We start from the raw sequence: 26,543 nt of genomic DNA, 5'->3' as shown, positions 1-26,543 counted from the left end.
ACCGGGAGCTTCGGATGCGCGCCACCCATCGCGAACAGCTTCCGGTACTCGGCGTCCCGGTCATTCGCCGCCCAGGTCCAGCAGGACCTTCGACGCCACGGCGCGGTCCCCGGCCAGGTCGAACGCTTCGACCGCACGGGCCAGCGGGAACGTGTGGCTGACGACCGGATCGACGTCCAGGCCCGCGGCCAGAAGTGACAGCGCGTCGTCGAATTCATGGTCGAAGCGGAAGGCGCCCAGCATGGTGATCTCTCGCGTGACCACGACGTTGCCCAGGAACCCGGTCTCGCCGGGCGGGAGCAGTCCGAGGAGGACGACCGTGCCGCCGCGGCGTACCCGCCGTACGCAGGTGCCAAGGCCCGCCCCGGAGCCGGACGCCTCGATGGCGACGTCGACGTCCTCCGGCCACGCCGGGTCGTCGGGGCGGTCCGCCCGGACGGTCGCCGTGGCGCCGACGCTCCTGGCGACGCCGAGAGGAGCGTCCAGCAGATCGCTGACGGTCACCTCGGCGGCTCCCGCGTGGCGTAGTGCGGCGACCACCAGGGAACCGATGGGACCGGCGCCGGTGACCAGCACCCGTTTCCCGGCGACCTCCCCGGCGCGGCGGACCGCGTGCAGGGCGACCGACAGCGGTTCGGCGAGCACGGCCCGGCGTGGGTCGAGACCGGCCGGCAGCGCGCGTACCTGGCCGGCGGGTACGGCCAGGCGCTGGGCGAAACCGCCCTGCACGTGCGGCATCCGTGCGGCGCTGCCGAGGTAGCGTGCCTGACCGCAGACGTTCCGCCGACCGCGTTCGCACTCCGGGCACACGCCGCAGGGGGTGGCCGGGTGGATCGCCACCGGTGTGCCGACCGCCGGGCCGTCCGTGCCGGCGCCGAGCGCGGCGACCCGGCCGACGACCTCGTGGCCGAGCACCAGGGGCTCGCGGACCTGGAAGTCACCCACCGACCCGCGGTGATAGTAGTGCAGGTCCGAGCCGCAGATGCCGCCGAGGGTCACGGCCACGAGGATCTCCCCGGGGCCCGGAAGGCCCGCGTCCAGCTCCTCGACCCGGAGATCGCCCGCCTTGTGGACGACGCACGCGAACATGTGATGCTCCCTCACAGGACGGACAGCATGCCGCCGTCGACGTACAGGATCTGCCCGTTGACGAAGTCGGACGCGGGTGACGCCAGGAAGATCAGGGCGCCGATCAGGTCGGAGACCCTGCCCCATCGGCCGGCCGGGGTGCGTCCCCGCACCCACGCGCTGAACTCTTCGTTCGCGACGAGCGCCTCGGTGAGCTCGGTCGCGAAATAGCCCGGTCCCAGGCCATTGACCTGGATGCCCGACGGGCCGAGGTCCGCGCACATGCCCTTGGTCAGCAACTTCAGCCCGCCCTTGGTGGCCGAGTAGGGGGCGATGCCGGGCCGTACCGTCTCGCTCTGCACCGAGCAGATGTTGATGATCTTTCCGTGGCCGCGAGGCGTCATCCGGCGGGCGACCTCCCGGCCCATCACGAAGGCGCTGGTGAGGTTGGTGTTGATCAGCCGGTGCCAGTCGTCGTCGGTGAAGTCCACCAGCGGCGCGCGGTGCTGCATCCCGGCGTTGTTGACCAGGATGTCGATCGGCCCCACCTCGGCCTCGATCGCGGCGACGTTCGTGGCCACGGCCGCGGAGTCGGTCACATCGAAGGCCCGGGCGAACACGCTGCTGCTGTCGGCCAGTTCGGCATGGGTCCGCGCGAGGACCGCCTCGTCACGGCCGTTGAGGACCACCGTGCACCCGGCTTCCAGCAGCCCTTGGGCCAGCGCACGGCCGATGCCCCGGCTGGATCCGGTGATCAGCGCGACGCGCCCCTCGATGTCGAACAGCGGGCTGCCCGTCATGCCGGCACCGCCTTCGTACCCGGCACCGGGGTACGGGCCGGGCGCCCGCCGAGGACGTCGAGCACGTTGTCCACGGCGAGGTCGACCATCGCGGCGCGGGTGGTCTCGGTGGCCGAGCCGATGTGCGGCAGGGCGAACAGGCCGGGCCGGCCGATCAGATCGGCCACGTCCGCGCCGCGCGGCTCGCGTTCGTACACGTCCAGCCCGGCCGAGTGAATGGTGCCGTCGTCGACGGCGCGTAGCAGCGCGGTCTCGTCTACCACCCCGCCCCGGGAGGTGTTGATCAGCGTCGCGGTCGGTTTCATGGCGCGGAGCTCCGCCGGGCCGATCAGGTGGCGGGTGGAGTCGGTGAGCGGGACGTGCAGCGAGACGATGTCGGACTCGGCGAGCAGTTGTGGCAGCCCGGCCGGGGTGGACGGTCCATCGGCGGCCAGGCCGAACGGATCGTGGTGCAGCACTCTCATGCCGAATCCGGTGGCGCGCCGGGCCACCGCCCGGCCGATCTGCCCGTACCCGACCAGCCCCAGGGTGGTGCCGTACACGTCGAGACCGAGGTAGTCGTCCATCCGGAACACATCCCATGCTCCGGCGTGCAGCGAGTCGCGCGCGGCGCCGATCCGGCGGCGGGCGGCCAGGATCAGCGCGAACGTCAGGTCGGCGGTGGTCTCGGCCAGCACACCGGGCGTGTGGGTGACCACGACCCCGCGGTCGGCGGCGGCCTGCCGGTCCACGCCGTCGAACCCCATGCTGGCCAGGCTGACCACCCGCAGCTCCGGGCCGGCAGCGTCCAGCAGTCCGGCGTCGATGCGATCGTTGCCGAGGGCCAGGATGGCGCTGACACCGCCCGTGCGCTCGGCGAGCGCGGCCAGTGCGGCCGGCTCCGGTCTGCCCGTGCCCGCCCAGGAGACGACGTCCGTGTCCGTACGGGATGTCAGGCGGGCCAGTCCGCCTCCGGGGAGGGAGTCACGAGTACTGAGCACACGCCTTTTCATCCACTACTCCCATGATGCCTTTTGCTGCCGGAGGGTGGAAACGTTAGTCAGTGCTCAGCCGACCCGACCAATATCTGATTCGTGTGACGTCATCGGGCGCCGTTATTCCTGCCGAATTCGAGGATCAGCTCGTGAAAGAGATCGTGTACGGCGAGGGCGGGCTCCGACAGGGGCTGATGGTCGGACGTGCACAGCGAGAGCTTGACCTCGATCGCGGGGTCGACGATCCGCCGCACCACCAGATTCCGCACGTCGAGGATGGCCTGGGCCGCCGACCAGGGCAGCACGGTGGCACCGATCCCCGCGCTGATGGCGCTCACCAGGGTCAGGACCGACTCGATCTCGCCGACGACCTTCGGCTCGAGTGAGGCACGGCGGAAGGCGGCGTCCACGACCTGGCGGATGGTGTGGATGCGGCTCGGCAGCAGCAGGCCCACGTCGGCAAGCTCCGTGATGCAGACGTCGTCTCCTTCGGACGCCGGCCGGGTGCCCGGCGCGGCGACCAGGCACAGGTCCTCGGTGCGCATCGGCTCGAACTGGACGCCGCGGATGGGGCCGGCGTCGTAGATGAACGCCATGTCCATGCGGCCGGTCATGATCGCCTCGCTGATCACGCCGCCGAAGTTCTCGTTGATGTGCAGCAGGATGTCGGGGTAGCGCTCCCGCACGGCCCGCAGCAGCGGCAGTGCCAGGGCCGCGCCCGTGCTGTACGGAGCCAGGCCGACCGAGACGCTCCCGGCGGGGGCCCGCCCGCACACGTCGACCGCCGCCTGTGCGTGTTCGAGCTGGCGCAGGATCAGCTGGGCATGCCGGTAGAGGGCGCGCCCGGCCTCGGTCGGCGCCACCCCGCGCTTGCTCCGGATCAGCAGCTGCTGCTTGAACTCGGTCTCGAGCATGGAGACCTGATGGCTCAGCGCCGGCTGCGCGATGTGCAGGATGTCGGCCGCGCGCGTGATGCTCCCGGCGTCGACGATCTTGACGAATGAGTACAGACGCCTGGTGTCCATCGGCGACCTCCTGCCTGGCCAGAGGGCTCATCGTACGAGGTCGGACACGGACCGTGTCGTCCCGGACCGGCGCGCTGTCATAGCGAGGCCTTATCACGTCACACGCAACACGTATTTGATGCGCCGATGCCACGGCATTACCGTCATCGAAACGCAAATTCCGGCCTCACGGCAAACCCCCGAAAGAATCATGACGGCCACGTAAATCATATTACCGGCCGCTTTCCGAGAAGCCGCTTCTCTCCTTTTCGCCTTTCGAGCGGAGGACGACATGACAGACGTGATCGATCTCGTGGCCGACCTCGGCGAGGGGTTCGGCGCCTACACCATGGGCGACGACGAGGCGCTGCTGGACGTCCTCACCTCGGCCAACATCGCCTGCGGTTTCCACGCGGGCGATCCGCGGATCATGGACGCCACCGTCCGCCACTGCGTCGAGCGCGGTGTCGCGGTCGGGGCGCACCCCAGCTTCCCCGACCTCGTCGGATTCGGCCGCCGCGCGATGGACCTGTCGCCGGACGAGGTCCGCACCGATGTCCTCTACCAGGTGGGAGCCCTGCAGGCGTTCGCCGCCGCGCACGGCACCCGCGTACGGCACGTGGCGCCGCACGGTCGTCTCGGCAACCTGGTCGCGACGAGGGAGGACTACGCGTCCGCCGTGGCCGACGCGGTCGCCTCCCTCGACCGGTCGCTGATCGTCCTGGCGCAGGACGGAGAGCTCGCCGACGCCGCCCGAGCCCGTGGCCTGCGGGTCGGCATCGTCGGGATCGCCGACCGGGCCTACCGTGACGACGGCACCCTCGTGCCCAGGAGCGAACCCGGCGCCGTCATCCACGACGAGCGGGAGATCAGCGAGCGGACGGTCCGGATGGTGACCGAAGGGGTGATCCGCAGCGTCGGCGGCCGCGAGATCCCGGTCGCGTGCGACACCGTCCTGCTGCACGGCGACACCCCCGGCGCCATCTCGCTCGCACACCTCATCCGCAAGGAACTGCTCGCGGCGGGCGTGACGATCGCCCCGCTGGCCGACGTCCTCAACGCCAAGCCCGGCCCTACGGACGCGCTCGACGCCAGGTCCGGCGCTGCGGAGAACGGCGTCTGAGATGGACGACGGCATCCTCATCGCGGACTGTGGCGACTCGGCCGTCGTGGTCAAGGCCACCGGCGCCGATGACCACGCCTGGCAGGTCGTGCACGCCCTGGCCGACGCGATCGAGGCGTCCCGGCCCGACGGGGTGTACGGCATCGTCCCCGCCTACGACTCGCTGCTCGTCGAGTTCGACTGCTCCGCCACGGACCACGGCACGGTGCAGCGCGCCGTGCGCGGCGCGGCCGGGCGGCTCGCCGGGAGGCCGGTCTCCTCGCCGTCGCCCAGGCGGTTCACGGTCCCGGTGGTCTACGGCGGTGAGTACGGCCCCGACCTGCCCGTGGTGGCCCGGCAACTAGGGCTGACCGAGCGGGAGGTCGTCGAGTTGCACACCGCCCAGGACCTGACGGTGCGCTGTCTCGGCGCGCCGGTGGGGGCCCCGATGATGGACGGTCCCACGTTCCCGAGACCGGTCCCGAGGCTGGCCTCTCCGCGTACCAGCGTCCCGCCCGGGTCGGTCGCGGTGGCGGGCAGGCAGGCCGTCATCTGCCCGATGCGTTCTCCGGGCGGGTGGCCGCTGCTGGGACGTACCCCGCTGCGCGTCCTCGACCTCGACGCCGAGCCGCCGGCCCCGTACCGGCCCGGTGACACCTTCCGGTTCGTGCCGATCACCGCCGAGGAGTGGCACGAGCACGACGGCGCGATGCCGGCGGCCGAGGCGGTGGACCGTGGCTGACACCCTCACGATCCACCGCGCCGGCCTCTCGGCCGTCCAGGACCTCGGGCGACTGGGACACTCCCGCTACGGTCTGCCGGTCAACGGCGCGCTCGACCAGTACTCCGCCCGCGTCGCCAACGTTCTGGCCGGCAACGACGAAGGCGCGCCGCTACTGGAGATCACGGCGTTCGACTTCGGCTGCACGCCCTCGGCCGACGTGCTCATCGCCGTGACCGGCGCCCACACCGACCTCACCGTCGGCGGCGTTCCGCGCCCGCGGTGGGAGCCCGTCATCGTCCGGGCGGGCGAGATGATCCGCATCACCGGCATCAGGCTCGGTGTCCGCGTCTATCTCGCCGTGCACGGCTCGGTGGAGTCGCCGTTCCTGCTGGGCAGCTGTGCTCCCGACACGATCCTCGGGTTCGGGCGCACGCTGCGCGACGGCGACGAGCTCGCCCTACGTACCCCCTTCCCGCCGATCGGCCATCCGGTCTTCGGCATCCCGCTGTTCCGAATGCACGCGTCCGTACCCCGCTTCGGCGAAGCGTGGACGATCGACGCCACCGACGGTCCCGACGTGGCGGAGTTCGGTGATTCGGCGGACCGGCTGTTCCGGTCGGAGTTCACCATCACTCCGCAGAGCGACCACATCGGCCTGCGGATGCGCGGCGACGTGCCGCGCCGGACGGCGACCGGCGAGGTGCTCTCCCGGGGAGTGCCCGTCGGAGCGGTCGAGGTGCCCGCGGGCGACGAACTGCTCGTCCTGCACCGAGGCCGTGGCGTCACCGCCGGCTATCCCGTCCTCGCGGTCGTCACCTCGACCGGCCTGTCCGCGCTGGGGCAGGCCCGCCCCGGCCAGTCCGTCCGCTTCCGGCGCCGGACGGTCGCCGAGGCCGTGGCCGCGTACCGGTCACAGCGCGCCGACATCGACGACCTGCGGATACGCGTACGCAGGGTGTTCGACTCACTTCGTATCCCCGTTACCGTCAGTCATTAAGGAGGCAGCCCCCATGGCCACCGTGGCAGCACAATCGGTACCCAACACGGTCGACTCGAGAACGGCCCGGAAGATCACCCTCGCCGGCTGCGTCGGGATCTTCGCCGAGCTCTACGACAACGGCATCTTCGGCTTCATGGCGGGGACGCTGGGCACCGTCTTCTTCGCCTCCGATTCGAAGAACGCCGTCGAACTCGTCTTCCTGGGCTACGCGGTGTCGTTCTTCTTCCGCCCCCTCGGCGCCGTCATCTGCGGTCACCTCGGTGACCGCATCGGGCGGCAGCGCATGCTCGTCTTCGTCATCCTGCTGATCAGCGCCGCGACCGCGGCGATCGGCATCCTGCCCACGTACGCGAGCATCGGCATCGCCGCACCTGCCCTGCTGATACTCCTGCGCGTGCTGCAGGGCTTCTCCGTGGGCGGCGAGGCATCGGGCGCGATGAGCTTCCTCGCCGAGCACGCCCCCGAGGGCAAACGCGGCCTGTACACCAGCTACGCCCAGATCGCCTCCTTCCTCTCCCTGCTCACCGGAACGCTGCTCGCCGCCGCCCTGACCAGCGGCCTCGGCGCCGACCGCATGGAGTCGTACGGCTGGCGGATCCCGTTCCTGCTGGCCGTCCCCCTGGGCATCACCGGCATCTACATCCGCAAGCGCATCAGCGACACACCGAACTTCCTGCGGCTGCGGGAAGGCGGCGGCGTGTCGAGGAACCCGCTGAAAGAGGCGTTCGCCTCCGCCGAGCACCGCCGCGCGATGCTGCTCGCCCTGTTCATCCCACTGATGAACGGCTCCGGCTACTACGTGCTGTTCACCTTCATGCCGACCTTCATGAGCGGCTCGCTCCACTTCAGCAAGGTGCAGGGCCTGCTCGTCACCGCGACCAGCCTGGTGGCCATCTCCATCGCCATCCCGTACATGGGCCGGCTGTCCGACCGGGTCGGGCGCAAGAAGGTCATCGCGGGCGCTGCGATCGCCATGGCGATCGCCGGCATCCCCTGCTACCTGCTCATCGGCACCGGCAGCGTCCCGCTCGCCATCCTCGGCGCGTGCGTCATGGCGGTCATCTTCGCGGGCCACACGGGCGTCATCCACATCCTGCTCGTCGAGCTCTTCCCCACCCGGCTGCGCTACTCCGCCTACGGGCTCGGATACAACATCTCCTCGGCCCTCTTCGGCGGCACCGCGCCACTGCTGATGACGTACCTGATCGACAAGACCGGCAGCGTCAACGTGCCCGCCTTCTACGCGGTCCTCACCGCGCTCGGCACGCTCATCGCCGTATCCCGGGTGAAGGACAGGGCCCACCAGCCGCTGCGCGACGCGTAACGACCGGCCGCCTCACCCGTCCACCTTCTTTTTCGGGAGCAATTCACATGCCCTTCTCCGACTACAGGACCGCCCTGGTGACCGGTGCCTCCACCGGGATCGGAGCGGTGGTCGTCGAGCGCCTGGCCAAGCAGGGGCTCGAGGTCCACGCCGTGGCCCGCGACGCCGAGCGGCTCGGCGATCTGGCCCGGCGTACGGGATGCACGCCGCACGCCGTCGACATCACCGACACCGCCGCACTGGCCGAACTCGTGCGGGGCATCGAGGTCGACGTGCTCGTCAACAACGCGGGAGTCTCCCGTTCGGGGAACATCCTCACCGCCGACGAGTTCGCCGTCGACGAGCAGATCGCGGTCAACATCCAGGCGGTGTTGCATCTCGTACGCCTGATCATGCCGGGGATGGTCGAACGCGACCTCGGGCACATCATCAACATCAGCTCGATCGCCGCCGTCTACAACTTCGGCGGCAACACCATCTACCACGCCACGAAGGCCGCCGTGCACACCCTCTCCCGGCAGCTTCGCGTCGACGGGTACGGGCACCGGATCCGCGTCACGGAGATCTGCCCCGGCCGGGTGGAGACGGAGATCTTCGGCCGGCTGCTCGGCGACATGGAAGCGGCCCAGCGCCAGTACTACGACGGGTACGAATCGCTCAAGCCGGAGGACATCGCCGACGCGATCGACTTCGCCATCGCCGCGCCACGCCACGTCAACATCGGGCACCTGGAGATCATGCCGACCTTCCAGGTGCCGGGTGGCCTCAACTTCGAGAGGCGGACCGACTGACATGGCACTGGCACAGCGGGTCGACCGCATCAAACCGTCGCCGAGCACGGCCGCCGCCCAACGCGTACGCGAACTCAAGGCGCAGGGTCAGAAGATCCTCGACCTCACGGTGGGCGAGCCCGACTTCGACACCCCCGACCACGTCAAGGCCGCCGCGATCGAGGCGATCGGGCGCGGCGAGACCAAATACACGCCCGTCAACGGGACCCCGCAGCTCAGGGCGGCCATCGCCGACAAGCTCACCCGGCGGCACGGACTGCGCTACCCCACCGGGCAGATCACCGTGGGCGGCGGCGCGAAGCAGATCATCTTCCTGGCGCTGACGGCCACGCTGAACGCGGGCGACGAGGTCATCGTCCCCGCACCGTACTGGGTCTCCTACCCGGACATGGTGCTGGCCAACGACGGCACACCCGTCGTCGTCCCGTGCCCGGAGGCCGACGGATTCAAGCTGACGGCCCGGCGGCTGGAGTCCGCGATCACCGACTCGACACGCTGGGTCATCCTCAACGCCCCGAACAACCCCACGGGCGCCGCCTACACCACGGAAGATCTCCGCGCCCTCGCCGACGTCCTGCTCGCCCACCCCCACGTCCGGGTACTGACGGACGAGATCTACGACGAGATCTGGTACGGGCCGGAACTCCCCCGAACCATCGTCGCGGTCGAACCGCGGCTGGCCGACCGGGTCTTCCTCACGAACGGGGTTTCCAAGACGTACGCCATGACCGGCTGGCGGATCGGCTACGGCGCGGGCCCGGCGGACCTGGTCGGGGCGGTCAACAAGCTGCAGTCGCAGATCTCCTCGTGCCCCTCGTCGATCAGCCAGGCGGCCGCCACCGCCGCGCTCACCGGCGACCAGGGCTTCATCCGCGACACCGTCGCCGTCTACCGGGCCCGGCGGGACGAGACGGTGAAGATGCTGACCGACGTCCCCGGCCTGACGTGCACCACGCCGAGCGGCGGCTTCTACGTACTCGTGGGGTGCTCCGGGCTGCTCGGCCGGCGCACCCCGGCGGGCGAGGAGATCCGCACCGACGAGGACTTCGCCCGCTACCTGCTGGAGTCGCAGCGGGTGGCGGTGATCTACGGAGCGGCCTACGGGGCACCCGGCTACTTCCGCATCTCCTTCGCGACGTCGAACGCCGCCCTGACCGAGAGCTGCGAGCGCATCGCCCGCGCCTGCGCCGACCTTTCCTGATCTTTCGGAGACGAACCGATGCTGCACGTCAACACGACATTCGACCGCCCCGACCCGGCACTGGTCGAGCGGCTGAGCGCGTACTCGTCCGCCACCATCCATGAGGCACAGGGCCGGCTCGGCGCGCTGAGCTCCAAGATCAAGCCGGTCGACGACACCATGTCCCTGTGCGGGCCCGCGTTCACCGTGCGCTGCGCACCCCGGGACAACATCATGCTCCAGGTCGCCATCGCCTACGCCCGGCCCGGCGACGTCATCGTGGTGTCCGCCGGCGAGTACGCCGAAGCCGGTTCCTTCGGCGACGTGCTGGCCAACGCCTGCGTGGCCAAGGGCCTCGGCGGGCTGATCACCGACACCGGCGTCCGCGACACCCGGGAACTGCGCGAACTCGGATTCCCGGTGTTCTCCCTCAGCGTCTCCATCAAGGGCACGGTCAAGGAGACCGTCGGCCCGATGGCGGAGCCCGTGATGATCGGCGGCGAGATAGTACGCCCGGGCGACGTGGTGCGCGGTGACGCCGACGGCGTCGTGGTGGTGCGGCGCGAAGACCTCGGCGAGGCCGTTCGCCGGTCCCAGGAACGCGTCGACGCCGAGGCCGGGTACATCGCCGCCTACCGTGCAGGGAAGAGCGTCATCGAGGTCAGCGGCCTCGCCGCCGTTCTCGAGGCGAAGGGCCTGGTCATCGACGAGTAGCACCGAGGCGCGCGGTGGCGCCGTCCCTACAGGGAGATGTAGACGGGGAGGGTCCAGCCCTGGCGGCATTTGTGCGATCCGGCGGTCATGTCGCAGCCTTCGACGACGATGCGGTACTGGCCGGGGCGAAGGCCGGTCCAGAAGACCGATCCGCTCTGCTCGGGGCACATCTGCGGGGTTCCCACGTCACCGCCGCACTCCTGGTCGCCGTTGATGTCCTGGCCGTCTCGGCGGATGTTGACGAGCCAGTCCACGTAACGGAACGGATCACTGTTGCCCCAGTCGAAGTGGACGATGCTGCCCAAGGTCCGGTAGGCGGAGACCACCATGTTGTTGCCCTGGCTCGGCGACCAGGCGATCGCTCCGTTGTCGAACCACTGGTACATCCCGTTGCCGTAGACGGACGCCTCACCGGTCGGGCAGCCGAACGCGGCGCGGTGCTGCTGCCACCGCTGGGTCAGCTGCTCGGGAACGGAATGGCCGCAGTCCTTCCTCTCGGCGGCGCCCACGGCGGACACCGCACCGGCCGGCCCGAGGACGAGAGTGAGGGCCACGGCCACAACCTGGATCGCTCGCTTCATTGACCCTCCTGAATTGCCTTGCTCACGCTGTGCGTTGAATTCAATGCGGAGAGTACACGAGGGTCCCGACGCCGGGTCAATCCCCGAAACCGGGCAGGATCGGGGCCATGCGCGATGTGAATCCGGCGGAGGTGTGGATCGTGGCCGGCCCTCCCGCGAGCGGGAAGTCGACGGTGGCGCGGCTGCTGCTCGACCGGCTGCGGCCGGTGCCCGCCCTGCTGGACAAGGACACGATGTACGGGCCGTTCGTCGCGGCGACGCTGCGGGCTTCCGGGCGGCCGGACGGCGAGCGCGAGGGGCACTGGTACGACGAGCACATCAAGGGACACGAGTACGCCGGGATGACCGCGACGGCCCGGGAGATCCGCTCGCACGGCTGCCCGGTGCTGCTGAGCGCCCCTTTCACCGGCCAGGTCCACGACGCCGGGCGCTGGCGGGCCTGGGTCGAGGAACTGGGCGGGCCGCCCGTTCACCTCGTGTGGGTGCGGTCCGACGCCGACACGCTCCGCGCGCGGCTGCTGAGCCGGGGCCTGGAGCGGGACGCCGGAAAGCTGGAGCTGTTCGAACAATTCCTCGCGGGCGTTCGGGTCGACGAGCCGCCGGTCGTGCCGCACACCGTCGTCGACAACCGGTCGGCGGCCCGGCCGCCGGCGGAGCAGGTCGACGAGGCGTTCTTCAGCGGTGGAACGGCTCGCGAAGGCTTCAGCGGTGGAACAGCTCGCGGAGGTTGACGACGAGCAGCACCCCCGCGACGACGGCCAAGGGAGCCAGCAGGATGTACCGGCCGCCGTAGATCACCGCCAGTCCCAGGCCCACGGCGACGGCCAGCCCACCGGCCAGCACCAGAAGGACCGTGGCGAAGGAGAGCAGCCTGCGCCGCACCCACGCCTCCATCGTGACGAAGACCAGCACGACGGCGGAGATGAGGATCGCGTGGGGCTCGTGCGGAAGGACGAAGACGCCGACGAGCGCCAGCAGGAACAGCGGGGTGCTGAGCGCCGCCCACGCGTGCAGGAATCTCGTGCGGGGTCCCCGGAACGGCGTGTACGGCAGGTGGGGTTCGCGCAGGTGCGCCTGCGCGGCCTCCGGCGCCGGAGGGCGGGCCAGCGTGGCCTCGTGGGCGCTGCGCTCCTCCACCAGCTCGGTGCGGTCGCGGACGAGCAGGGCCAGGGCGGCCTCGGCCTTGGCCACCTCGGCCGCGCGCCGGCGGGCGAGGTTCCGGGTGTTGCGGTGCCCGGCCAGGGACAGCGCCGTCGTACGGAGCCGGCGCAGTTCCGCGCGGCTCTGCTCGATCTCGGCGTCGGCCGCCTTGATCTCCTCGTCCAGGGCGGCGACGCGCGCCCGCAGGTCCCGCCGCTCCTCCTCGGGGCTCGGCGTGATCTTCTGCAGCCCCGGCCAGCCCAACGGGTCGGCCCACAGGGCCCGGACGCGCCCGTCGCGCTCGTACCGCGGCCCGGCCGGGGCCCGTTCGCCGCCGACCCAGTCCCGGGTGTCCCGCCCCCACAGCCCGCGGAACCCTCGGACCCACGGCGTCTCGTCGGAGATGGGCACCGTCCGCCACGTACGGGCCCGGCCGGGGCCGATCCGCTCCCCGTCGCCGAGCGCGTAGTCGATGAAGGGGATGCCGACGCCGTGCTGCGGCTTCTCCCGTGACCAGGGGAACGCGAGCGCCATCAGCCGCTGCACCCAGCGGACGTAGCGCTTCAGGCGCGCCGGGTTCACGGTGACGAGGTACTGGCCGGGGAGGAACGCGCCGGAGTGCGAGCCGGCCCCGACGAAGACCACCGGGTGGTCCCCCTCCTTCCGCAGGTCGGGGTCGTCCCAGCGGCGGCGCAGATCGTCGCCGCGTTCGTCGTGCGCGGAGACCGCGACCCATGCGGGCCGCACGCCGTCCTCCGTCTCGGCGAGGTAGACGGTGACCGACTCCCAGTCGCCCTCGTGGTCGTTGACGCCGGCGAACGTCGTCCGCCAGTCGTTCATCGCGTACAGGAACCAGTACTGCAGCACGATGTAGCCGCCCTCACGGACGACCCGGCCGTAGTAGGTCGCCTGGTCGCGGCTCAGGTGGCGTTCGTCCAGGTCCGCGGCTGCCGCCGCGACCCCGCCGGGCACCGAGCCGCGAAGGAACAGCGAGGCGCGCATCACCACGTCGAAGACCCGCCCGATCAGCCCGACGGCGGCCAGGCGGCCGGAGCGGGCGATGGGCAGCTTGGCGCGGGCGCGGTGGGCGCGGACCTCACGCCGGCCGAAGGGCCGCTGCACGAGCAGCAGCGACAGCGCGGTGTCCGGGCGTTCGGCGGCCTCGGCGACCAGGCGGTCCGCCGTGAGCTCGCCCGGCTCCACGAGGCGTTGGTCGCCCTGCCACAGGCTGCAGCAGCCGATGTAGTCCTCGGCGTCGACGGGGAAGAACCGCTCGCCTCTGGTGTAGGCCAAAATCGGTTCGTACCGCCGCAGCAGTTCCAGGTCGTGGTCGTGTCGAACGGCCCCGACTTCCTCTGACACCGGTCCCCCCATCGTGACGACGACTCCGCACGTTATACCGGTCCACATCCCCGCAAAGCGCAGGCGACGGACGCGCTTGAAAGGTTTCTTGCCGGGTAACCCGTAGGCGCCCGAGAGTTCAGGAGTTGATTTTCCATGACCGGGATGCTTCGAGTACCTCGCAGTAGGGGTGCGCTCAGCGGTGTGATCCTCGTGCTGCTCGGCCTGTGGGGCGGCCTGGCCGCGCTGGCCGGTCCGTACTTCCACTTCGCGTTCACGCCGGACAAGGCGTGGTCGTTCACGTCCGGGCGTGTCTGGCTGGAGATCCTGCCGGCCTGCGCGCTCCTGATCGGCGGTCTGATCCTGCTGGTCAGCGCCAACCGGGCCACGGCGGCGTTCGGGGCGTGGATCGCCGCGCTCGGCGGCGCCTGGTATGTCGTCGGTGGCCCGCTCAGCGTGCTGTGGTCCGCCGCCGACCGGCTCGGCCCGCCCGTCGGCGGGACGACGCGGCAGGCCGCCGAGCAGATCGCGCTGCTGTCCGGCCTTGGCGTGGTGGCCGTGTTCTTCGCCGCGGTGGCGCTGGGCCGCCTCGCGGTCGTCGGGGTCAAGGACGCCCGTCTCGCCGAGCGCGAGGTGTACGTCGAGGAGGCTCCGACCGTGGAGGAGCCGCGGCCGGTGCCCGAGGACCGGCCCGACCCGATCCACGCGACGCAGCCGTTCCCCCGCCGTACGGGCACGGTTCCCGTCGCCCCGCCCGAGCAGGCGGCGCCCCGGCCGGTCGAGCACACCGTGCCGCCGGCCGAGCCGTCGGACCGCAGGGTCGCCGGCGGTCCCACCGAGGACGACACCCGCACCTTCCGCCGGCCGGGCGAAGGGATCTGATCCACGGCGAAGAGGTCTGATCAACGATCGTCCCGTCGGGCGAGGCCGGCCCTGCGATCATCGAGGGCATGCACCTCCCCGGCGGGACGTGTCACGTCTGGTGGGCGCCGCGCGCCGGTGGCCGTCGGCACAGGCACGTCAGGTGCCGTAGCGGGCGAGGATGGCGCGTGCCGATCCGACGATGCGGTCGCGCAGCTCCGGGGGCTCCAGGACCTCGGCGTCGGCGCCGAACTTCAGCAGATCGGTGTGGGCGTGGCGTACGGACTCGATGGGGATGACGGTGCGCACCCAGCCGTCCTCGTCCGGCGGCCCGGCGTTGCGCTGGGCGGCGCGGATCACCTCCGGAGTGAGCAGGTGGCGAATGGACCGCATCCCGTCCGGGGAGAACCGGACCACCGCCTCGCCGTTGAACATCCCGCTGCGGAACCGCTCGAGGTAGGACCGCCAGAACTCGGTGAGGTCGAAGTCCTCGGGCCGCTCGAACTCTTCCTCGAGCATCTGCAGCCCGAGGATCCGGTCGACGCGGTAGGTGCGCTCGTCGCCGTCCGACCTGCCGATGAGGTACCAGCTGCCCGCCTTCAGCACCAGGCCGAGCGGGTCGACGGTGCGGGTGATGTCCGTGGGCGTCTTCCAGCGGCGATAGCGCATGTGCAGCCGGCGCTGTTTCCACACGGCGTCGGCGACCGTGTTGAGGTACGGCGTGGGCTCTGCGCCGTGGAACCAGCCGGGCGCGTCGAGGTGGAAGCGCTCGCGGATCCGTGCCGCACGCTCGGCCAGTTGCGGGGGCAGCGCCGCCATCAGCTTCAGCTCGGCCGCCGCGAGGACCGTGCCGAGGCCGAGCTCGGCGGCGGGCCCGGGCAGGCCCGTGAGGAACAGCGACTCGGCCTCCTCCGTGGTCAGCCCCGTGAGACGGGTGCGGTAGCCGTCCAGCAGGCGGTATCCGCCCGCCGGGCCGCGGTCGGCGTACACCGGCACGCCCGCCGCCGACAGGGACTCGACGTCGCGGTAGATGGTGCGCAGGGACACCTCCAGCTCGTCGGCCAGCTCCTGGGCGGTCATACGGCCCCGCGACTGCAGCAGCAGGAGGAGGGAGACCAGGCGGCTCGCACGCATGCGCCCAGTCTGCCGGTCCGGACCGCCTCGCCCGACCGTACGGTGTGCCTGGAACGGCGACCGGCCCGATACGGGGCCGCGGGCGCGTGACCGCTGAGCTCGGAAATCTCCGGCCGAGCGCGCGCACCGCCGAGCGGCGCGGGGTTCAGATGACGATGACGGTCTTGCCGCGGGCGCGGCCGGTCCTGCTGTGGGCGAGGGCGGCGGGCGCCTGGGGCAGGGTCACGGTGTCGCCGATGAGCACGCGGACGTGGCCGGCGTCGATCTCCTCGGCGAGGCGTTCCAGCCGGTCGGTGCCCGCCTCGTTGAGGAAGTTGGCCGCGTCCACCCCGGGGAGTCCCTCCTCCGGCACCGCGAAGACCGGGCTGAGCACCGTGCCGCCGGGACGGACGGCCGGCAGCAGCCGGCGCAGCCCTTCGGTGTCGCTGACCAGGTCGATCACGGCGTCGACCTGTGAGGTGAGCTGGTCGGCGACGGGACCGGCCGGGTAGTCGACGATCTCGGCCGCGCCCAGCGCCCGCATCAGGTCGGCCTTGTCCGCGGATGCGGTGGCGACGACCGTGATCCCGCGCGCGGCGGCGAGTTGCGTGGCGAATGTGCCGACGCCTCCCGTCGCCCCGGTGATCAGGAGCCGGTGCGCGTCGCCGATCCGGTCGACGAGGTTCAGCGCCGTCGTCCCGGCGGTCGGTACGGCCGCAGCCTCACTCAGCGCGATCGTCCGCGGAGGCTCGGCAACGGCGTCGACGCGGGCGACGGCCAGTTGGGCGTACGACCCGCGGCCGCGCCGTGGATCGCCGAACTGCCCGAACACCGGGGCACCGGGCCCGAAGGCGGTGACGCCGGGCCCCGCCCGTTCGACGGTGCCCGCCCCGTCGGTGCCGATGACCAGGGGGAACACCGCGTCCGGGACGGCGCCGTCGATGACCTTCCAGTCGAACGGGTTCAGCCCGGCCGCGGTCATCCGGACGAGGATCTCGCCCTGGCCGGGCTCGGGCACCGGCTGGTCGGTCAGCTCCGGTTCGGCCCCGAAATCGGACACCGTGACAGCTCGCATAAGGTCCCCCCGAAAACGGCCGCGCTGCACCGAGCACTACCCTGGGTAATCAAGGCTCATTCGTCGGCGCGCATGTTGGGCGATCTTGGCCTCGACGGCGGATAGCCTTCAGGGGTCCCATGCCCCTGGTGATCATTGGCAGGTTCGACAAGTGCGACCGACAGGCCGTGGAGTGACGATGGCACGTCTACACGTGGCCGGATCCGGCGCCGCCCTGGCTCTCGTCCTCGCGGCGGCGACCGCGTGCAGCAGCGACTCCGGCGGAGGTGCGGCTCACCCGCCGAGCGCGGCCGGCGGCCCGACCGCGACCGCGACGAGCCCCACCCCGGACCCCCTCGCCACGTCGCCCGCGCCCGCCGGCGACCCCACCGCGGCCGCGATGAACTCCTACCTTCAGGGCCTCGCGAAGAAGGGCAAGTTCACCGGCGCGGCCGTGGTCGTCCGGCACGGCCAGGTCCTGGCCCGCTTCCCCGCGGGCAAGGCCGACGAGGCCAAGAACATCCCGAACCGCCCGGACACGATCTTCCGGATCGCCTCGGTGAGCAAGCAGTTCACCGCGATGCTCGTGCTGAAGCTGCAGGATCAGGGCAAGGTGAAGCTCGACGACAAGGTCTGCCCGTACCTCGTGCCCGCCTATATCAAGGCCTGCCCGGACGCGTGGCGCCCCATCACGGTGCGCCAGATCCTCGTCCACACCTCCGGCATCCCGGATATATCTGAGATGCCGGATTTCTTTACGAAGCTCGACCAGCCGACCACGACCAAAGAGATCATCACCCGGTTCGTGAACAAGCCGCTGGATTTCAAGCCCGGCACCGGCTGGAAGTACAGCAACTCGGGATACATCCTCGCCGGAGCGATCATCGAGAAGGTGACCGGCAGGTCGTACGGCGAGGTGCTCCAGCAACAGATCACGGCCCCGCTGCAGCTCCAGCACACCGGCTACAGCGAAACCGACCCGCCCGACGGCTGGGCCAAGGGCTATCTCACCGTCGGCAAGCCGGCGGGCCACATCAACGGGTCGCAGGCCAACGCGGCGGGCGGCGTCTACACCACGGTCGATGACATGGCCCGTTGGGACCGGTCGTTCGGCGCGAACCTGGTCGCCCCGGCGGCGACGGTGAAGCTGGCCTTCACCTCCCAGGTCGACTGCCCGTCCGGCGGCTGCCTCGACTCGCCCTCCAGCGGCTACGCCTTCGGCTGGCTCGTCGACCGGCTGAACGGGCACCGGTACCTCTACCACCCCGGCCTGCTGGAGGGGTACCACGCCAGCAACGTCTACCTGCCCGACGACGACATCGCCGTCGTCGCGCTCAGCAACGTCCAGGACACCGACGTCAACGGCATCGCCCGCCACCTCGCCGAACTGGCCCTCAAGTCCTGACTCCGACGAGGCACGGTCGCTACCCGGCGTGATCGGGGGACGCGCGGAGGCCGTCGAAGACGACGGTGAGGGTGCGTGCCCGTACCTCGTCGTCGCCGGCGACGTGCTCGGCGGCCTGTGACGCGCCGACGAGGAGGGCCAGGACCTCGGGGAGGCCGATGTCGGGCCGTACGGCACCGGCGTCCTGGGCGCGGCGCAGCAGTGCGCCGAGCGCGCGTCTGAGCTCCCGCCCCGTCTCGGCGGTGGTCGCGCGGACGTCGACGCCCGCCTCCGCCAGTGCGGCGGTGAAGGCGTTCTTGGTCGCGGCGTGGCCGACGACACGGGCGAAGAAGGTGAAGAAGGCCTCGCCCGGGTCCTCCGCGCCCATGAGCGCGTCGGCCTCGGCGGCGAGCCGGGCGAGCCGGGTGACGAAGACCGCCTCGAGCAGCGCTTCCTTGGTCGGGAAGTGGCGGAACACGGTGCCGATGCCGACGCCCGCCCGCCGGGCCACCTCCTCCGTCGAGACGGAGGTGCCGTGGGCGGCGAAGACGGCCTCGGCGGCCTCCAGGACCCGGGCGCGGTTGCGAAGGGCGTCCGCGCGCAGCGGCCGGTCGCCGCCCGGGCCGGACGCCCGCTTCGGTGGCGTCATCGGATCCCTCCTCATTGACAACCGGAGTAGAAACTCCGGATAATCCTTACCGGAGACGTTACTCCGTTTATTCTCGTACGATCTCGCAGGAGTCTCGCATGCCCGAACAGCTCACTCCGCGTGCCGTCTTCGAGCGCCTCAACCGCGGCATCGCGGAAGGACGGTGGAACGACCTGGCCGACCTGTACGCCGAGGACGCCGTGGTCCACCAGCCGTTCGCGCCTCCGGCGCCCTCCGAGGGGCCCTCGGCGCCGCCCGTCCTCCGGGGCCGGGAGACCATCCGGGCGCGCTTCTCCATGGCCGACCGAATGGGCCTGAGGTTCGGCGTCCGCAACGTGGTCGTGCACGAGACGGCGGATCCGGAGGTCGTCATCGCGGAGTTCGACTACGACCTCCCGGCGGGCGACGAGGTGCTCACGGCGGCCAACATCCAGGTGCTGCGGGTCCGCGACGGCCTGGTCGTCGAATCGCGCGACTATCACGACCACCTCACGCTCGCCCGCTCGACCGGCACCCTCCCGGCCCTCGTCGCCGCCCTCACCGGGGAGCCCGCATGACGCCGCGGGAGGTGTTCGAGCGGCTGATCGCCGGGGTCACGGGCGGCGACTGGGACGCGCTGCCCGGCCTGTACGCCGAGGACGCGGTCGTCGTCCACCCGATGGCCGCGTCGCGCGAACCGCTGGTCGGGCGGGAGGCCCTGCGACGCCACTTCGCCGCCGGGGCCGAACTCCCCGTGCGCATGAGCGCGCGCGACGTGGTGGTGCACGAGACCGCGGATCCGGAGGTCGTCATCGGCGAGTTCGCGTACGTCGGCGAGGCGACCACCACGGGACGCCCGTTCACCGTCCGGAACGTCTTCGTGCTGCGGGTCCGCGACGGCCTCATCGTCGAGTCCCGGGACTACGCCGACCACCTCCGGTTCGGCGTCGCGATCGGCCGGCCGCCCGGCGCCGACGCGGCAGGGCCGACGTCCTGAACGATCCCGGCATTTCAGGGTTCGCAGCGACTCTTTCCGTTGTGTCCCACGGTGGCCCGAGCACGATGACGCCGCCACCGGCGACATGGGCGGCTCGTGTCCTCGCACCCTGACGCACGGCGCCCACATGCCCTGGGCGCGACGCGGGCGTCGAGCAGGAGGTCACAGGGCGGTGTCGTCGAACTGCTCGAGGAGAGCGTCGGCCAGCGTGCCGCCCGAGGTGGTGGGGGCGCCGTCGTCGAGGGCCTGTTCGGCCCAGATGACCTTGCCCTCGGGTGTGTACCGCGTCCCCCAGCGCTGAGAGAGCTGCGCCACGAGGAACAGTCCCCGCCCGCCTTCATCCGTCGTCGCGGCGCGGCGCAGGCGTGGTGAGGTGCTGCTACCGTCCGACACTTCGCAGGTCAGGCCGCGTCCGTGGAGCAGCCGCACCCTGATCGGCGGTGATCCGTACCGGATCGCGTTCGTGACCAGCTCGCTGACGATCAGTTCGGTCGTGAAGGCGACCTTCTCCAGACCCCACTCCCGCAACGTCTCGCTGAAGTACTCGCGCGCGGTGGCGACCGCTGCGGCGTCGGCCGGCACGTCCAATTCGGCCACGCGCGAGGGCGGGAGCAGCTTGGTGCGCGCTACCAGCAGCGCGATGTCGTCGGTGGGGTGTGTCGGCACGACCGTGTCGATCACCACCTGGCACGTCTCCTCCGGGCTGTGTCCCTCGGTCCGCTCCAATGCCCGGCGCAGTTCGTCCAGCCCGCCGTCGATGTCGCGGGTCCGGTCCTCGACCAGCCCGTCGGTGTACAGCACCAGTCGTGCGCCCGCCGGCAGGCGCAGCTCGGCGGTTTCGAAGGGGTGGCCGCCGAGTCCGAGCGGAGGTGATGCCGGTACGTCCGGATAGGTGACTGTTCCATCCGGGAACACCACCGCCGGGCCGAGGTGTCCCGCACGGGCGATCGTGCACGTCCCTGTCACCGGGTCGTAGATCGCGTACAGGCACGTCGCTCCCGTCACCTCCTCCGCTCTGTGGCCTTCGGTGTCCTCGCCGGTGCCGTCCTCGTCGTCCATGCGTGTGACCAGGTCGTCCAGGTACCCGAGGACCTCGTCCACCGGGAGGTCCAGCGCGGCGAAGTTGCGCGCGGCGGTGCGCAGCCGCCCCATCGTCACCGCCGCGTGCAGTCCGTGACCGACGACGTCGCCGATCGCCAGCGCCACTCGTGCCCCTGACAGGGGGATGAGGTCGAACCAGTCCCCGCCTACTCCTGCCTTCGCTGGCAGGTACCGCCAGGCCACATCCAGGGCTTCCTGCTCCGGCTGGCCCCGCGGCAGCAGACTCCGCTGCAGCGTGGCCGCCATCGCGTGTTCCCGGGTGAAGCGCCGCGCGTTGTCGATGGCCACCGCCGCCCGCGCGGTCAGCTCCTCCGCCAGCAGCAGGTCCTCCTGCTCGAACGCCGGCGAATCCCCCATCCGGTAGAAGCTCGCCACGCCCAACGGGATGCCCCGCGCCTGCAGCGGCACGGTCACCAGCGAGTGCAACCCGTATTCCAGCGCCATCCGGGTGTGCTCCGGGGCCTGCTCCTGCCATCCCCGCGCCTGCCGCAGCTCCGCCCTCAGCACCCCATGGCCCCGCTCCAACGCTTGTATCTGGGGCGCCGCCGACGTATACGCCATTTGTTCACCCACCGGCCACAGGGGCGACGTCGGCTGATCGCCGCTCTTCGCCGTACGCCGCAGATGCCGCAATCCGTCCGCCGTCGGCTCCTCGCCTCGCATCACCGCGTCCAGCAGGTCCACCGTGACGACGTCGGCGAACTGCGGTACGGCCACCTGAGCCAGTTCCTGTGCCTCATGGACCATATCCAGCGTGGTCCCAATCCGTATCCCCGCCTCGTACAGCAGCTTCAGACGCTCCCGCGCCAACTCCGCCAGCCCGGTCACCGCAGCCAGTTCGGTGGTGTCCCGCAACGTCACCACGCTGCCCCCCTGAGCCCCGTTCAGGAACGTGGGCCGCTTGTTCACCGCCAGCAGCCGGCCCTCCGCCCGATGCACCTCGTCCGTGACCGGCTCCGCCGACAGCAGCAAGCGCGATATCCGCTCCGGCAGCCCGAGGTCCCGCGCATGCCGCCCATCCGCGTCCGCCGGCAGGCCCAACAGCCGCTTCGCCTCGTCGTTGGCCAGTACCAGTCGCCCATCGGCATCGGTGATCAGCACGCCTTCTCGCACCGCGTGCAGGACCGCGTCGTGATGCTCGTACATCCGCGTCATCTCCGCCGGACCCAGGCCGTGCGTCTGCCGACGCAGCCGCCGCGACACCAGCGCCGTCCCGGCGGCAGCCACGACCAGCGCGGCCGCGCCGCTCCCGAAGGTGATCGGCAGCTGCGGCGTCCACTGTCTCGTCACGGCCTGGACCGTGAGCCCGGCGGACACCAGGCCGACGACCGCGCCCCTGTCATCGGTCACCGGGACCACCGCCTGGACGTAGGTCTTCCAGCCCACCGGTACGGGCGGCCCGCCTGCCTCCTCAATGACGATGTGGCCCTTCAGCGCCGGTTGGATGTGGCCGACGAACTTCCCGCCGATCGCGCTGGTGTAGGGGAACGTGTAGCGGATTCCTTGGGTGTTCATGACGACGATGAAGTCCACGCCCGCTACCTTGCGGGTCGCTTCGGTGAGCGGTTGCAGCACCGCCGTGGGGTTCGGGCTGTGCAGCGCCTGGACCACGCCCGGGGATTTCGCGAACGCCGCGGCCGTGGCGAGCGACACTCGACGCGCCTGCTTCAGGGCGTCATGCGCCGTCTGACGCACCTCCATCGTCACCGTGGCCGCGACCAGCAGTACCACGATCACCACCTGGAGAAGGAACACCTGCCCGGCGGCACTGCGCGGGTTCAGCAGTGAGACGCGACGTTCAGGCGATCGCCCGGTGAACGGATGACGGAACGGCATCCGATGTCGCCGGAAAGATGCCCTCATGTCCTAATTCATAGCACCGCCCCGCGAGGCCGGACGGACCGCCCAGCACCGTAACGATCCGGGCATTTCGTGGTTCGCCGCGGCTCTTACGTCCGTGTCCCAAGGTGGCCATGTTTTACTTGGCTCATGACTGGCTGTCGGGCGGCGCATAGGCTAGCTGATCATGGAGGAACGGATCCCCGACGTCATCGACGTCCACACCCCGTCCCCCGCCCGCATGTACGACTACTGGCTGGGCGGCAAGGACCACTTCGCCGCCGACCGTGAGGCGGCCGAGAAGGTCATCGAGGCCCACCCCGAACAGCGGGAGCTCGTACGGGCCAACCGCGACTTCCTCGTCCGCGCGGTGCGCTTCCTCGCCGAACAGGGGATCGAGCAGTTCCTCGACCTCGGAACCGGCATCCCGACCTCACCGAACGTGCACGAGGTCGCGCGGGAGGTCCAGCCGGCCGCACGGGTCGTCTACGTCGACAACGACCCGATCGTCTTCGCGCACAATCAGGCGTTCCGCGCCACCGACGACCGGGTCGCCACCGTGCAGGCCGACGTCGGCCGCCCGAGCGAGATCCTCGGCGACCCGGCCGTCAAGCGGCTGCTCGACTTCGACCGGCCGGTGGGCCTGCTCGCCATCGCCGTCCTGCACTTCGTTCCGGAGGGCGAGGCCGTGATGGCCACGCTGCGGGAGGCCCTGCCGCCCGGCAGCTTCCTCGCGCTGTCGACCGGCACGTACGAGGGGCTCGCCCCGGAGCAGCGTGAACGCATCGAGAAGGCCTACGCCAAGGCCAGCGCGCCTGCGGTGATCCGTTCCCGCGTCGAGATCGAGCGGCTGTTCGCCGGGTTCGACCTGGTCGAGCCGGGTCTCGTGCACGTCGCGAAGTGGCGCGCCGACGGCCCGGAGACCCGAGGGCGGCTGCTCGCCGGCGTCGGCTCGCTCAGCACGTCACCCACGAACAGCTGAGCGGCTCACCCCAGCTGTTCCCCTGAGTCGGCACGCCTGAGGGCGCACGACCGAGCGGCTCGTCGGGCTCACGGCGTCGCCCCTGGGCTGAGCGGCTCACCGAGGCGGGTCCGGGCGATCTCCTCGGCGAGCCGTTCGAGCAGCGGGCCCGCCTCCGCCATGCACCGGGCCGGATCCGGTTCGAGGTCCGTCAGCGCGTACGAGCCGGCGAACCCCGCGTCGCGGAGCTCCTCGTCGGTCAGTGCCCGCCGCCCGGACACGGCGACGACCGGCACCCCGGCCCGCCCGGCCGCCCGCGCCACGCCGACCGGCGCCTTGCCGCGCAGGCTCTGGGCGTCCAGGGAGCCCTCTCCGGTGACGACGAGGCGGGCGCCTTCGAGGTGCGCGGCGAACCCGAGCAGGTCCAGCAGGTAGGCGATGCCCGGCTCGATCCGGGCGGACAGGAACGCCAGCGCGCCGAACCCGACCCCGCCGGCCGCCCCCGCCCCGAGGTACCCGGCCACCACCATGCCGAGGTCCCGGCGGACGATCGAGTCGAGGCGGGCCAGCCCCGCCTCGAGGATCTCGACCTGGTCCGGGTCGGCGCCCTTCTGGGGCGCGAACACCCGTGCGGCGCCATCGCGCCCGAGCAGCGGGCTGTCCACGTCGCTCGCCACGACGACGGTGGCCCCGCGCAGGTGGTCGGCGAGGGCGGAGGTGTCGACGGCGTCCAGGTCACGCAGTGCCGCACCGCCCGGAGGCAGGTCCCGGCCGTGCGAGTCGAGGAGGCGGACGCCGAGGGCGGCGACCATGCCCACGCCGCCGTCGGTGCAGGCACTGCCCCCGAGACCGAGGACGACGCGTCGTGCGCCGTCCGCCACGGCCGCGGCGATCAGCTCGCCCGTGCCACGGCTCGACGCGGTGAGCGGCGCGCGGACACCGCCGGGGAGCACCCGCAGTCCGGACGCCTCGGCCAGCTCGACGACGGCCGTCTCGTCGCGCACGGCGTACGACGCCGTCACGGGCTCACCGGTCGGCCCGCTGACGACGGCCTGCCGCCGGGTGAATCCGGCGGCCACGGCGGCGTCCACCGTGCCGTCGCCGCCATCCGCGACCGGCAGGGCCGTCAGATGCATCTCCGGATGGACACGCCGCAACCCGGCTGCGACGTGCGCGGCCACCTCGGGAGCGGTCAGCGACCCTTTGAACTTGTCGGGCGCGATGACGACGTGGCTGCTCATGGATCCCCTTCTCAGCGGACCGGAATCGTTGGATCGTTCCGCCGATTATCCAGAGTCCTGTCCGGTTCGTCCCGCCCTTATCACCTTCGGACGAAACGCGAAAAGTATTCAGCCGGCGGGCGTCTCCGCAGCGGAGCGGGCGACCGCGGTCTGGGCCGCGCCGATGACCCGGGTCAGGGACTGGTGGAGCTCCATCAGCTCGGCGATGTCCATGCCGAGACGCTCGACGATGGCCGGCGGAATCTTCTCCGCCTCCGCGCGCAGGGCCCGGCCTTCGGCGGTCAGGGTGACCGCCAGCACCCGCTCGTCCCGGTCGTCGCGGCCGCGCCGGATGTACCCCGTGGTCTCCAGTCGCTTGAGCAGCGGCGACAGGGTGCCGGGGTCGAGCTGGAGCAGCCGGCTCAGATCCTTGACCGACATCGGCGCATGCTGCCAGAGCGCGAGCATCACGAGGTACTGCGGATGGGTGAGGCCGAGGGGCTCGAGCAACGGCCGGTAGACGGCGACGACGCCGCGTGCCGCGACGGACAGGGCGAAGCACACCTGGTGCTCCAGCGCGAGCGGGTCGGCTATGTCAGCTATGTCACGTTCATCCATGGAATCTCCCAGCGTCCGCTGTCGCTACCATATTGTGCACCAACGATTGGGGTACCAATGATGACCGAGGAAGAACTCGCCCCCCGTAAGAAGTCCTACGAGGAGAAGTTCGCCGAGCGGATCGCCAAGCGCGAGGCGCAGCGCGGTCCCCTCAAGGAGGGCAAGGTCTTCGAGCACGGGCCGGCGAAGTTCGTGTTCATGTTCATCATCGGGTTCGTGATCGTCACCCACGTGGTCATCCTCATCGTCATGATGGCCAGCGGGATGCGCTGACCGCGCTCCCCGCGGGTTGACCCTGACGCCGGGGTCACGGCATAGCGTCGCGTCCACTCCATCGACATGGTCAGGGAAGGACGCGATGACAGACACGCTGCACGGCCGCGCTGTGATCGTCACCGGTGGCGGCACCGGGATCGGCCGGGTGACGGCCTGGAAGTTCGCCGACGAAGGAGCCGACGTCCTGGTCGTCGGACGCACCGAGGATCGGCTGAAGGAGACCGCCGGCGGGAGGCCGGGCATCCGCACCGTCGTGGCCGACGTCGCGGCACCGGACGCGCCTGAGCGGATCGTGGCGGCGGCGACGGAGGCGTTCGGCCGTATCGACGTGCTCGTGAACAACGCCGCCATCACCCGGCCCGCCCCACTGGGCGAGATCATCCGTGAGATCGCCGATCGGCAGCTGGCCACGAACCTTCTCGGCCCGCTGTTCCTCGCCCAGGAGGCGCTGCCGCATCTGGAGTGCCTCGACCAACCGGGCGCGGGCGACGGTGTCTGCCTGGAGAGCGACCCGGCCATCACGCGAAAGCTCGCCGCCCTCGACGAGGAGATCACGGCCCTGGTCCGGATGCGCGACCGCCTCGCCGTCCAGCTCCGACGGGCACGCGGGGAGTCCACGGGAGCGGGCGACGACACGACGGACCCGGACGATGTCGGCGACCGTCACTTGAACAGGGGTGTCCGCCGGGACCGCGTCCAAGAGGTCGCCGGCGACATCGCCGCGCGCTGACGCCGGCCACGGCCGCAG

27 protein-coding genes are annotated in these 26,543 nt (G+C 71.1%); 15 read left to right on the top strand and 12 right to left on the bottom strand.

Translation table 11 applies throughout. The annotated features are described in order from the left end of the window. Positions 1-60: 60 nt before the first annotated feature. From AB0I04_RS19210 to nac, 4 genes are all read right to left on the bottom strand, one after another. On the bottom strand, positions 61-1,089 hold the full coding sequence (locus tag AB0I04_RS19210; RefSeq protein WP_360886087.1) for an L-idonate 5-dehydrogenase: 1,029 nt from the start codon (positions 1,087-1,089) through the stop codon (positions 61-63). An 11-nt stretch (positions 1,090-1,100) separates the two neighbouring features. Further along, positions 1,101-1,868: a glucose 1-dehydrogenase gene (locus AB0I04_RS19205; protein WP_360886085.1), complete on the bottom strand. Its 768-nt coding sequence runs from the start codon at positions 1,866-1,868 to the stop codon at positions 1,101-1,103. After that, on the bottom strand, positions 1,865-2,860 hold the full coding sequence (locus AB0I04_RS19200; protein WP_360886083.1) for an NAD(P)-dependent oxidoreductase: 996 nt from the start codon (positions 2,858-2,860) through the stop codon (positions 1,865-1,867). Before AB0I04_RS19200 ends, AB0I04_RS19205 begins: the two co-directional genes overlap by 4 nt. Positions 2,861-2,949: 89 nt before the next feature. Next, positions 2,950-3,867: a nitrogen assimilation transcriptional regulator NAC gene (gene nac / locus AB0I04_RS19195; protein WP_360886081.1), complete on the bottom strand. Its 918-nt coding sequence runs from the start codon at positions 3,865-3,867 to the stop codon at positions 2,950-2,952. A gap of 271 nt (positions 3,868-4,138) precedes the next feature. Between nac and AB0I04_RS19190 the strand changes: the two genes are divergently transcribed. The 7 genes from AB0I04_RS19190 to AB0I04_RS19160 are packed head-to-tail and all read left to right on the top strand — an operon-like array spanning position 4,139 to position 10,681. Next, positions 4,139-4,969, top strand: coding sequence for a 5-oxoprolinase subunit PxpA (locus AB0I04_RS19190; protein WP_360886079.1), 831 nt, complete (start codon positions 4,139-4,141; stop codon positions 4,967-4,969). Between the two features lies 1 nt (position 4,970). After that, positions 4,971-5,690 carry an allophanate hydrolase subunit 1 gene (locus tag AB0I04_RS19185; protein ID WP_360886077.1) on the top strand — a complete coding sequence of 240 codons (720 nt, stop codon included), beginning with the start codon at positions 4,971-4,973 and terminating at the stop codon, positions 5,688-5,690. Beyond that, positions 5,683-6,669 (top strand): hypothetical protein, encoded by a 987-nt coding sequence (locus tag AB0I04_RS19180; RefSeq protein WP_360886075.1) that lies wholly within the window; start codon positions 5,683-5,685, stop codon positions 6,667-6,669. The genes AB0I04_RS19185 and AB0I04_RS19180 overlap by 8 nt, the downstream gene beginning before the upstream one ends. A 13-nt stretch (positions 6,670-6,682) precedes the next feature. Further along, positions 6,683-7,996 carry an MFS transporter gene (locus AB0I04_RS19175; RefSeq protein ID WP_360886073.1) on the top strand — a complete coding sequence of 438 codons (1,314 nt, stop codon included), beginning with the start codon at positions 6,683-6,685 and terminating at the stop codon, positions 7,994-7,996. A gap of 47 nt (positions 7,997-8,043) precedes the next feature. Beyond that, positions 8,044-8,787, top strand: coding sequence for an SDR family oxidoreductase (locus tag AB0I04_RS19170; RefSeq protein ID WP_360886071.1), 744 nt, complete (start codon positions 8,044-8,046; stop codon positions 8,785-8,787). A gap of 1 nt (position 8,788) precedes the next feature. Next, positions 8,789-9,988, top strand: coding sequence for an aspartate transaminase (locus AB0I04_RS19165; RefSeq protein WP_360886069.1), 1,200 nt, complete (start codon positions 8,789-8,791; stop codon positions 9,986-9,988). Positions 9,989-10,006: 18 nt separating this feature from the next. Continuing rightward, entirely contained in the window at positions 10,007-10,681 is a 675-nt protein-coding gene (locus AB0I04_RS19160; RefSeq protein ID WP_360886068.1) for a 4-carboxy-4-hydroxy-2-oxoadipate aldolase/oxaloacetate decarboxylase, read from the top strand. A gap of 26 nt (positions 10,682-10,707) precedes the next feature. Here AB0I04_RS19160 and AB0I04_RS19155 read toward each other — a convergent pair whose 3' ends face one another. Then, the gene (locus tag AB0I04_RS19155) at positions 10,708-11,262 is read right to left on the bottom strand and encodes a hypothetical protein (RefSeq protein WP_360886066.1); all 555 of its coding nucleotides are present in this window, start codon (positions 11,260-11,262) and stop codon (positions 10,708-10,710) included. Positions 11,263-11,369: 107 nt separating this feature from the next. Between AB0I04_RS19155 and AB0I04_RS19150 the strand changes: the two genes are divergently transcribed. Further along, positions 11,370-11,993, top strand: a complete 624-nt coding sequence (locus AB0I04_RS19150) for an AAA family ATPase (protein ID WP_360886064.1) — start codon at positions 11,370-11,372, stop codon at positions 11,991-11,993. Here AB0I04_RS19150 and AB0I04_RS19145 read toward each other — a convergent pair. Further along, a complete protein-coding gene (locus AB0I04_RS19145; protein ID WP_360886062.1) occupies positions 11,965-13,764 on the bottom strand; it encodes a hypothetical protein in 1,800 nt (599 codons plus the stop codon). The two genes, AB0I04_RS19150 and AB0I04_RS19145, sit on opposite strands and share 29 nt — an antisense overlap. A 144-nt stretch (positions 13,765-13,908) precedes the next feature. Here AB0I04_RS19145 and AB0I04_RS19140 point away from each other — a divergent pair, with 144 nt between their 5' ends. Continuing rightward, a complete protein-coding gene (locus tag AB0I04_RS19140; RefSeq protein WP_360886061.1) occupies positions 13,909-14,625 on the top strand; it encodes a hypothetical protein in 717 nt (238 codons plus the stop codon). A gap of 138 nt (positions 14,626-14,763) precedes the next feature. Here the strand turns inward: AB0I04_RS19140 and AB0I04_RS19135 are convergent, their stop codons facing one another. Beyond that, positions 14,764-15,738 (bottom strand): YafY family protein, encoded by a 975-nt coding sequence (locus AB0I04_RS19135; protein ID WP_360886059.1) that lies wholly within the window; start codon positions 15,736-15,738, stop codon positions 14,764-14,766. 145 nt (positions 15,739-15,883) lie between these two features. Beyond that, a complete protein-coding gene (locus tag AB0I04_RS19130; protein ID WP_360886057.1) occupies positions 15,884-16,777 on the bottom strand; it encodes an NADP-dependent oxidoreductase in 894 nt (297 codons plus the stop codon). A gap of 193 nt (positions 16,778-16,970) precedes the next feature. On the opposite strand from AB0I04_RS19130, the gene AB0I04_RS19125 reads away from it, so the two are divergent. After that, entirely contained in the window at positions 16,971-18,176 is a 1,206-nt protein-coding gene (locus AB0I04_RS19125) for a serine hydrolase (protein WP_360886056.1), read from the top strand. Positions 18,177-18,195: 19 nt separating this feature from the next. Here the strand turns inward: AB0I04_RS19125 and AB0I04_RS19120 are convergent, their stop codons facing one another. Further along, positions 18,196-18,804, bottom strand: a complete 609-nt coding sequence (locus tag AB0I04_RS19120) for a helix-turn-helix domain-containing protein (RefSeq protein WP_360886054.1) — start codon at positions 18,802-18,804, stop codon at positions 18,196-18,198. A gap of 98 nt (positions 18,805-18,902) precedes the next feature. Here AB0I04_RS19120 and AB0I04_RS19115 point away from each other — a divergent pair, with 98 nt between their 5' ends. Both AB0I04_RS19115 and AB0I04_RS19110 read left to right on the top strand, forming a co-directional pair. Further along, positions 18,903-19,361, top strand: a complete 459-nt coding sequence (locus AB0I04_RS19115) for a nuclear transport factor 2 family protein (RefSeq protein ID WP_360886052.1) — start codon at positions 18,903-18,905, stop codon at positions 19,359-19,361. Then, a complete protein-coding gene (locus AB0I04_RS19110; RefSeq protein ID WP_360886050.1) occupies positions 19,358-19,780 on the top strand; it encodes a nuclear transport factor 2 family protein in 423 nt (140 codons plus the stop codon). Before AB0I04_RS19115 ends, AB0I04_RS19110 begins: the two co-directional genes overlap by 4 nt. Positions 19,781-19,942: 162 nt before the next feature. Here AB0I04_RS19110 and AB0I04_RS19105 read toward each other — a convergent pair whose 3' ends face one another. Next, positions 19,943-22,744, bottom strand: a complete 2,802-nt coding sequence (locus tag AB0I04_RS19105; protein WP_360886049.1) for a SpoIIE family protein phosphatase — start codon at positions 22,742-22,744, stop codon at positions 19,943-19,945. Between the two features lie 163 nt (positions 22,745-22,907). Between AB0I04_RS19105 and AB0I04_RS19100 the strand changes: the two genes are divergently transcribed. Then, entirely contained in the window at positions 22,908-23,702 is a 795-nt protein-coding gene (locus AB0I04_RS19100) for an SAM-dependent methyltransferase (RefSeq protein ID WP_360886047.1), read from the top strand. Between the two features lie 68 nt (positions 23,703-23,770). Here AB0I04_RS19100 and AB0I04_RS19095 read toward each other — a convergent pair whose 3' ends face one another. Together AB0I04_RS19095 and AB0I04_RS19090 are read right to left on the bottom strand one after the other, a co-directional pair. Beyond that, positions 23,771-24,922, bottom strand: coding sequence for a glycerate kinase (locus AB0I04_RS19095; protein ID WP_360886045.1), 1,152 nt, complete (start codon positions 24,920-24,922; stop codon positions 23,771-23,773). Positions 24,923-25,030: 108 nt separating this feature from the next. Further along, positions 25,031-25,519, bottom strand: coding sequence for a MarR family transcriptional regulator (locus tag AB0I04_RS19090; RefSeq protein WP_360886044.1), 489 nt, complete (start codon positions 25,517-25,519; stop codon positions 25,031-25,033). Between the two features lie 60 nt (positions 25,520-25,579). Between AB0I04_RS19090 and AB0I04_RS19085 the strand changes: the two genes are divergently transcribed. Together AB0I04_RS19085 and AB0I04_RS19080 are read left to right on the top strand one after the other, a co-directional pair. Then, positions 25,580-25,792: a hypothetical protein gene (locus tag AB0I04_RS19085; protein WP_360886042.1), complete on the top strand. Its 213-nt coding sequence runs from the start codon at positions 25,580-25,582 to the stop codon at positions 25,790-25,792. Between the two features lie 85 nt (positions 25,793-25,877). Then, entirely contained in the window at positions 25,878-26,525 is a 648-nt protein-coding gene (locus tag AB0I04_RS19080; protein WP_360886040.1) for an SDR family NAD(P)-dependent oxidoreductase, read from the top strand. The last annotated feature ends 18 nt before the right edge of the window (positions 26,526-26,543 follow it).

It is taken from the genome of Actinoallomurus sp. NPDC050550 (genome assembly GCF_040655075.1).
Lineage (GTDB): Bacteria > Actinomycetota > Actinomycetes > Streptosporangiales > Streptosporangiaceae > Actinoallomurus.
The sequence above is the reverse complement of the archived record's forward strand: the minus strand, read 5'-3'. Positions and strand labels throughout refer to the sequence as shown.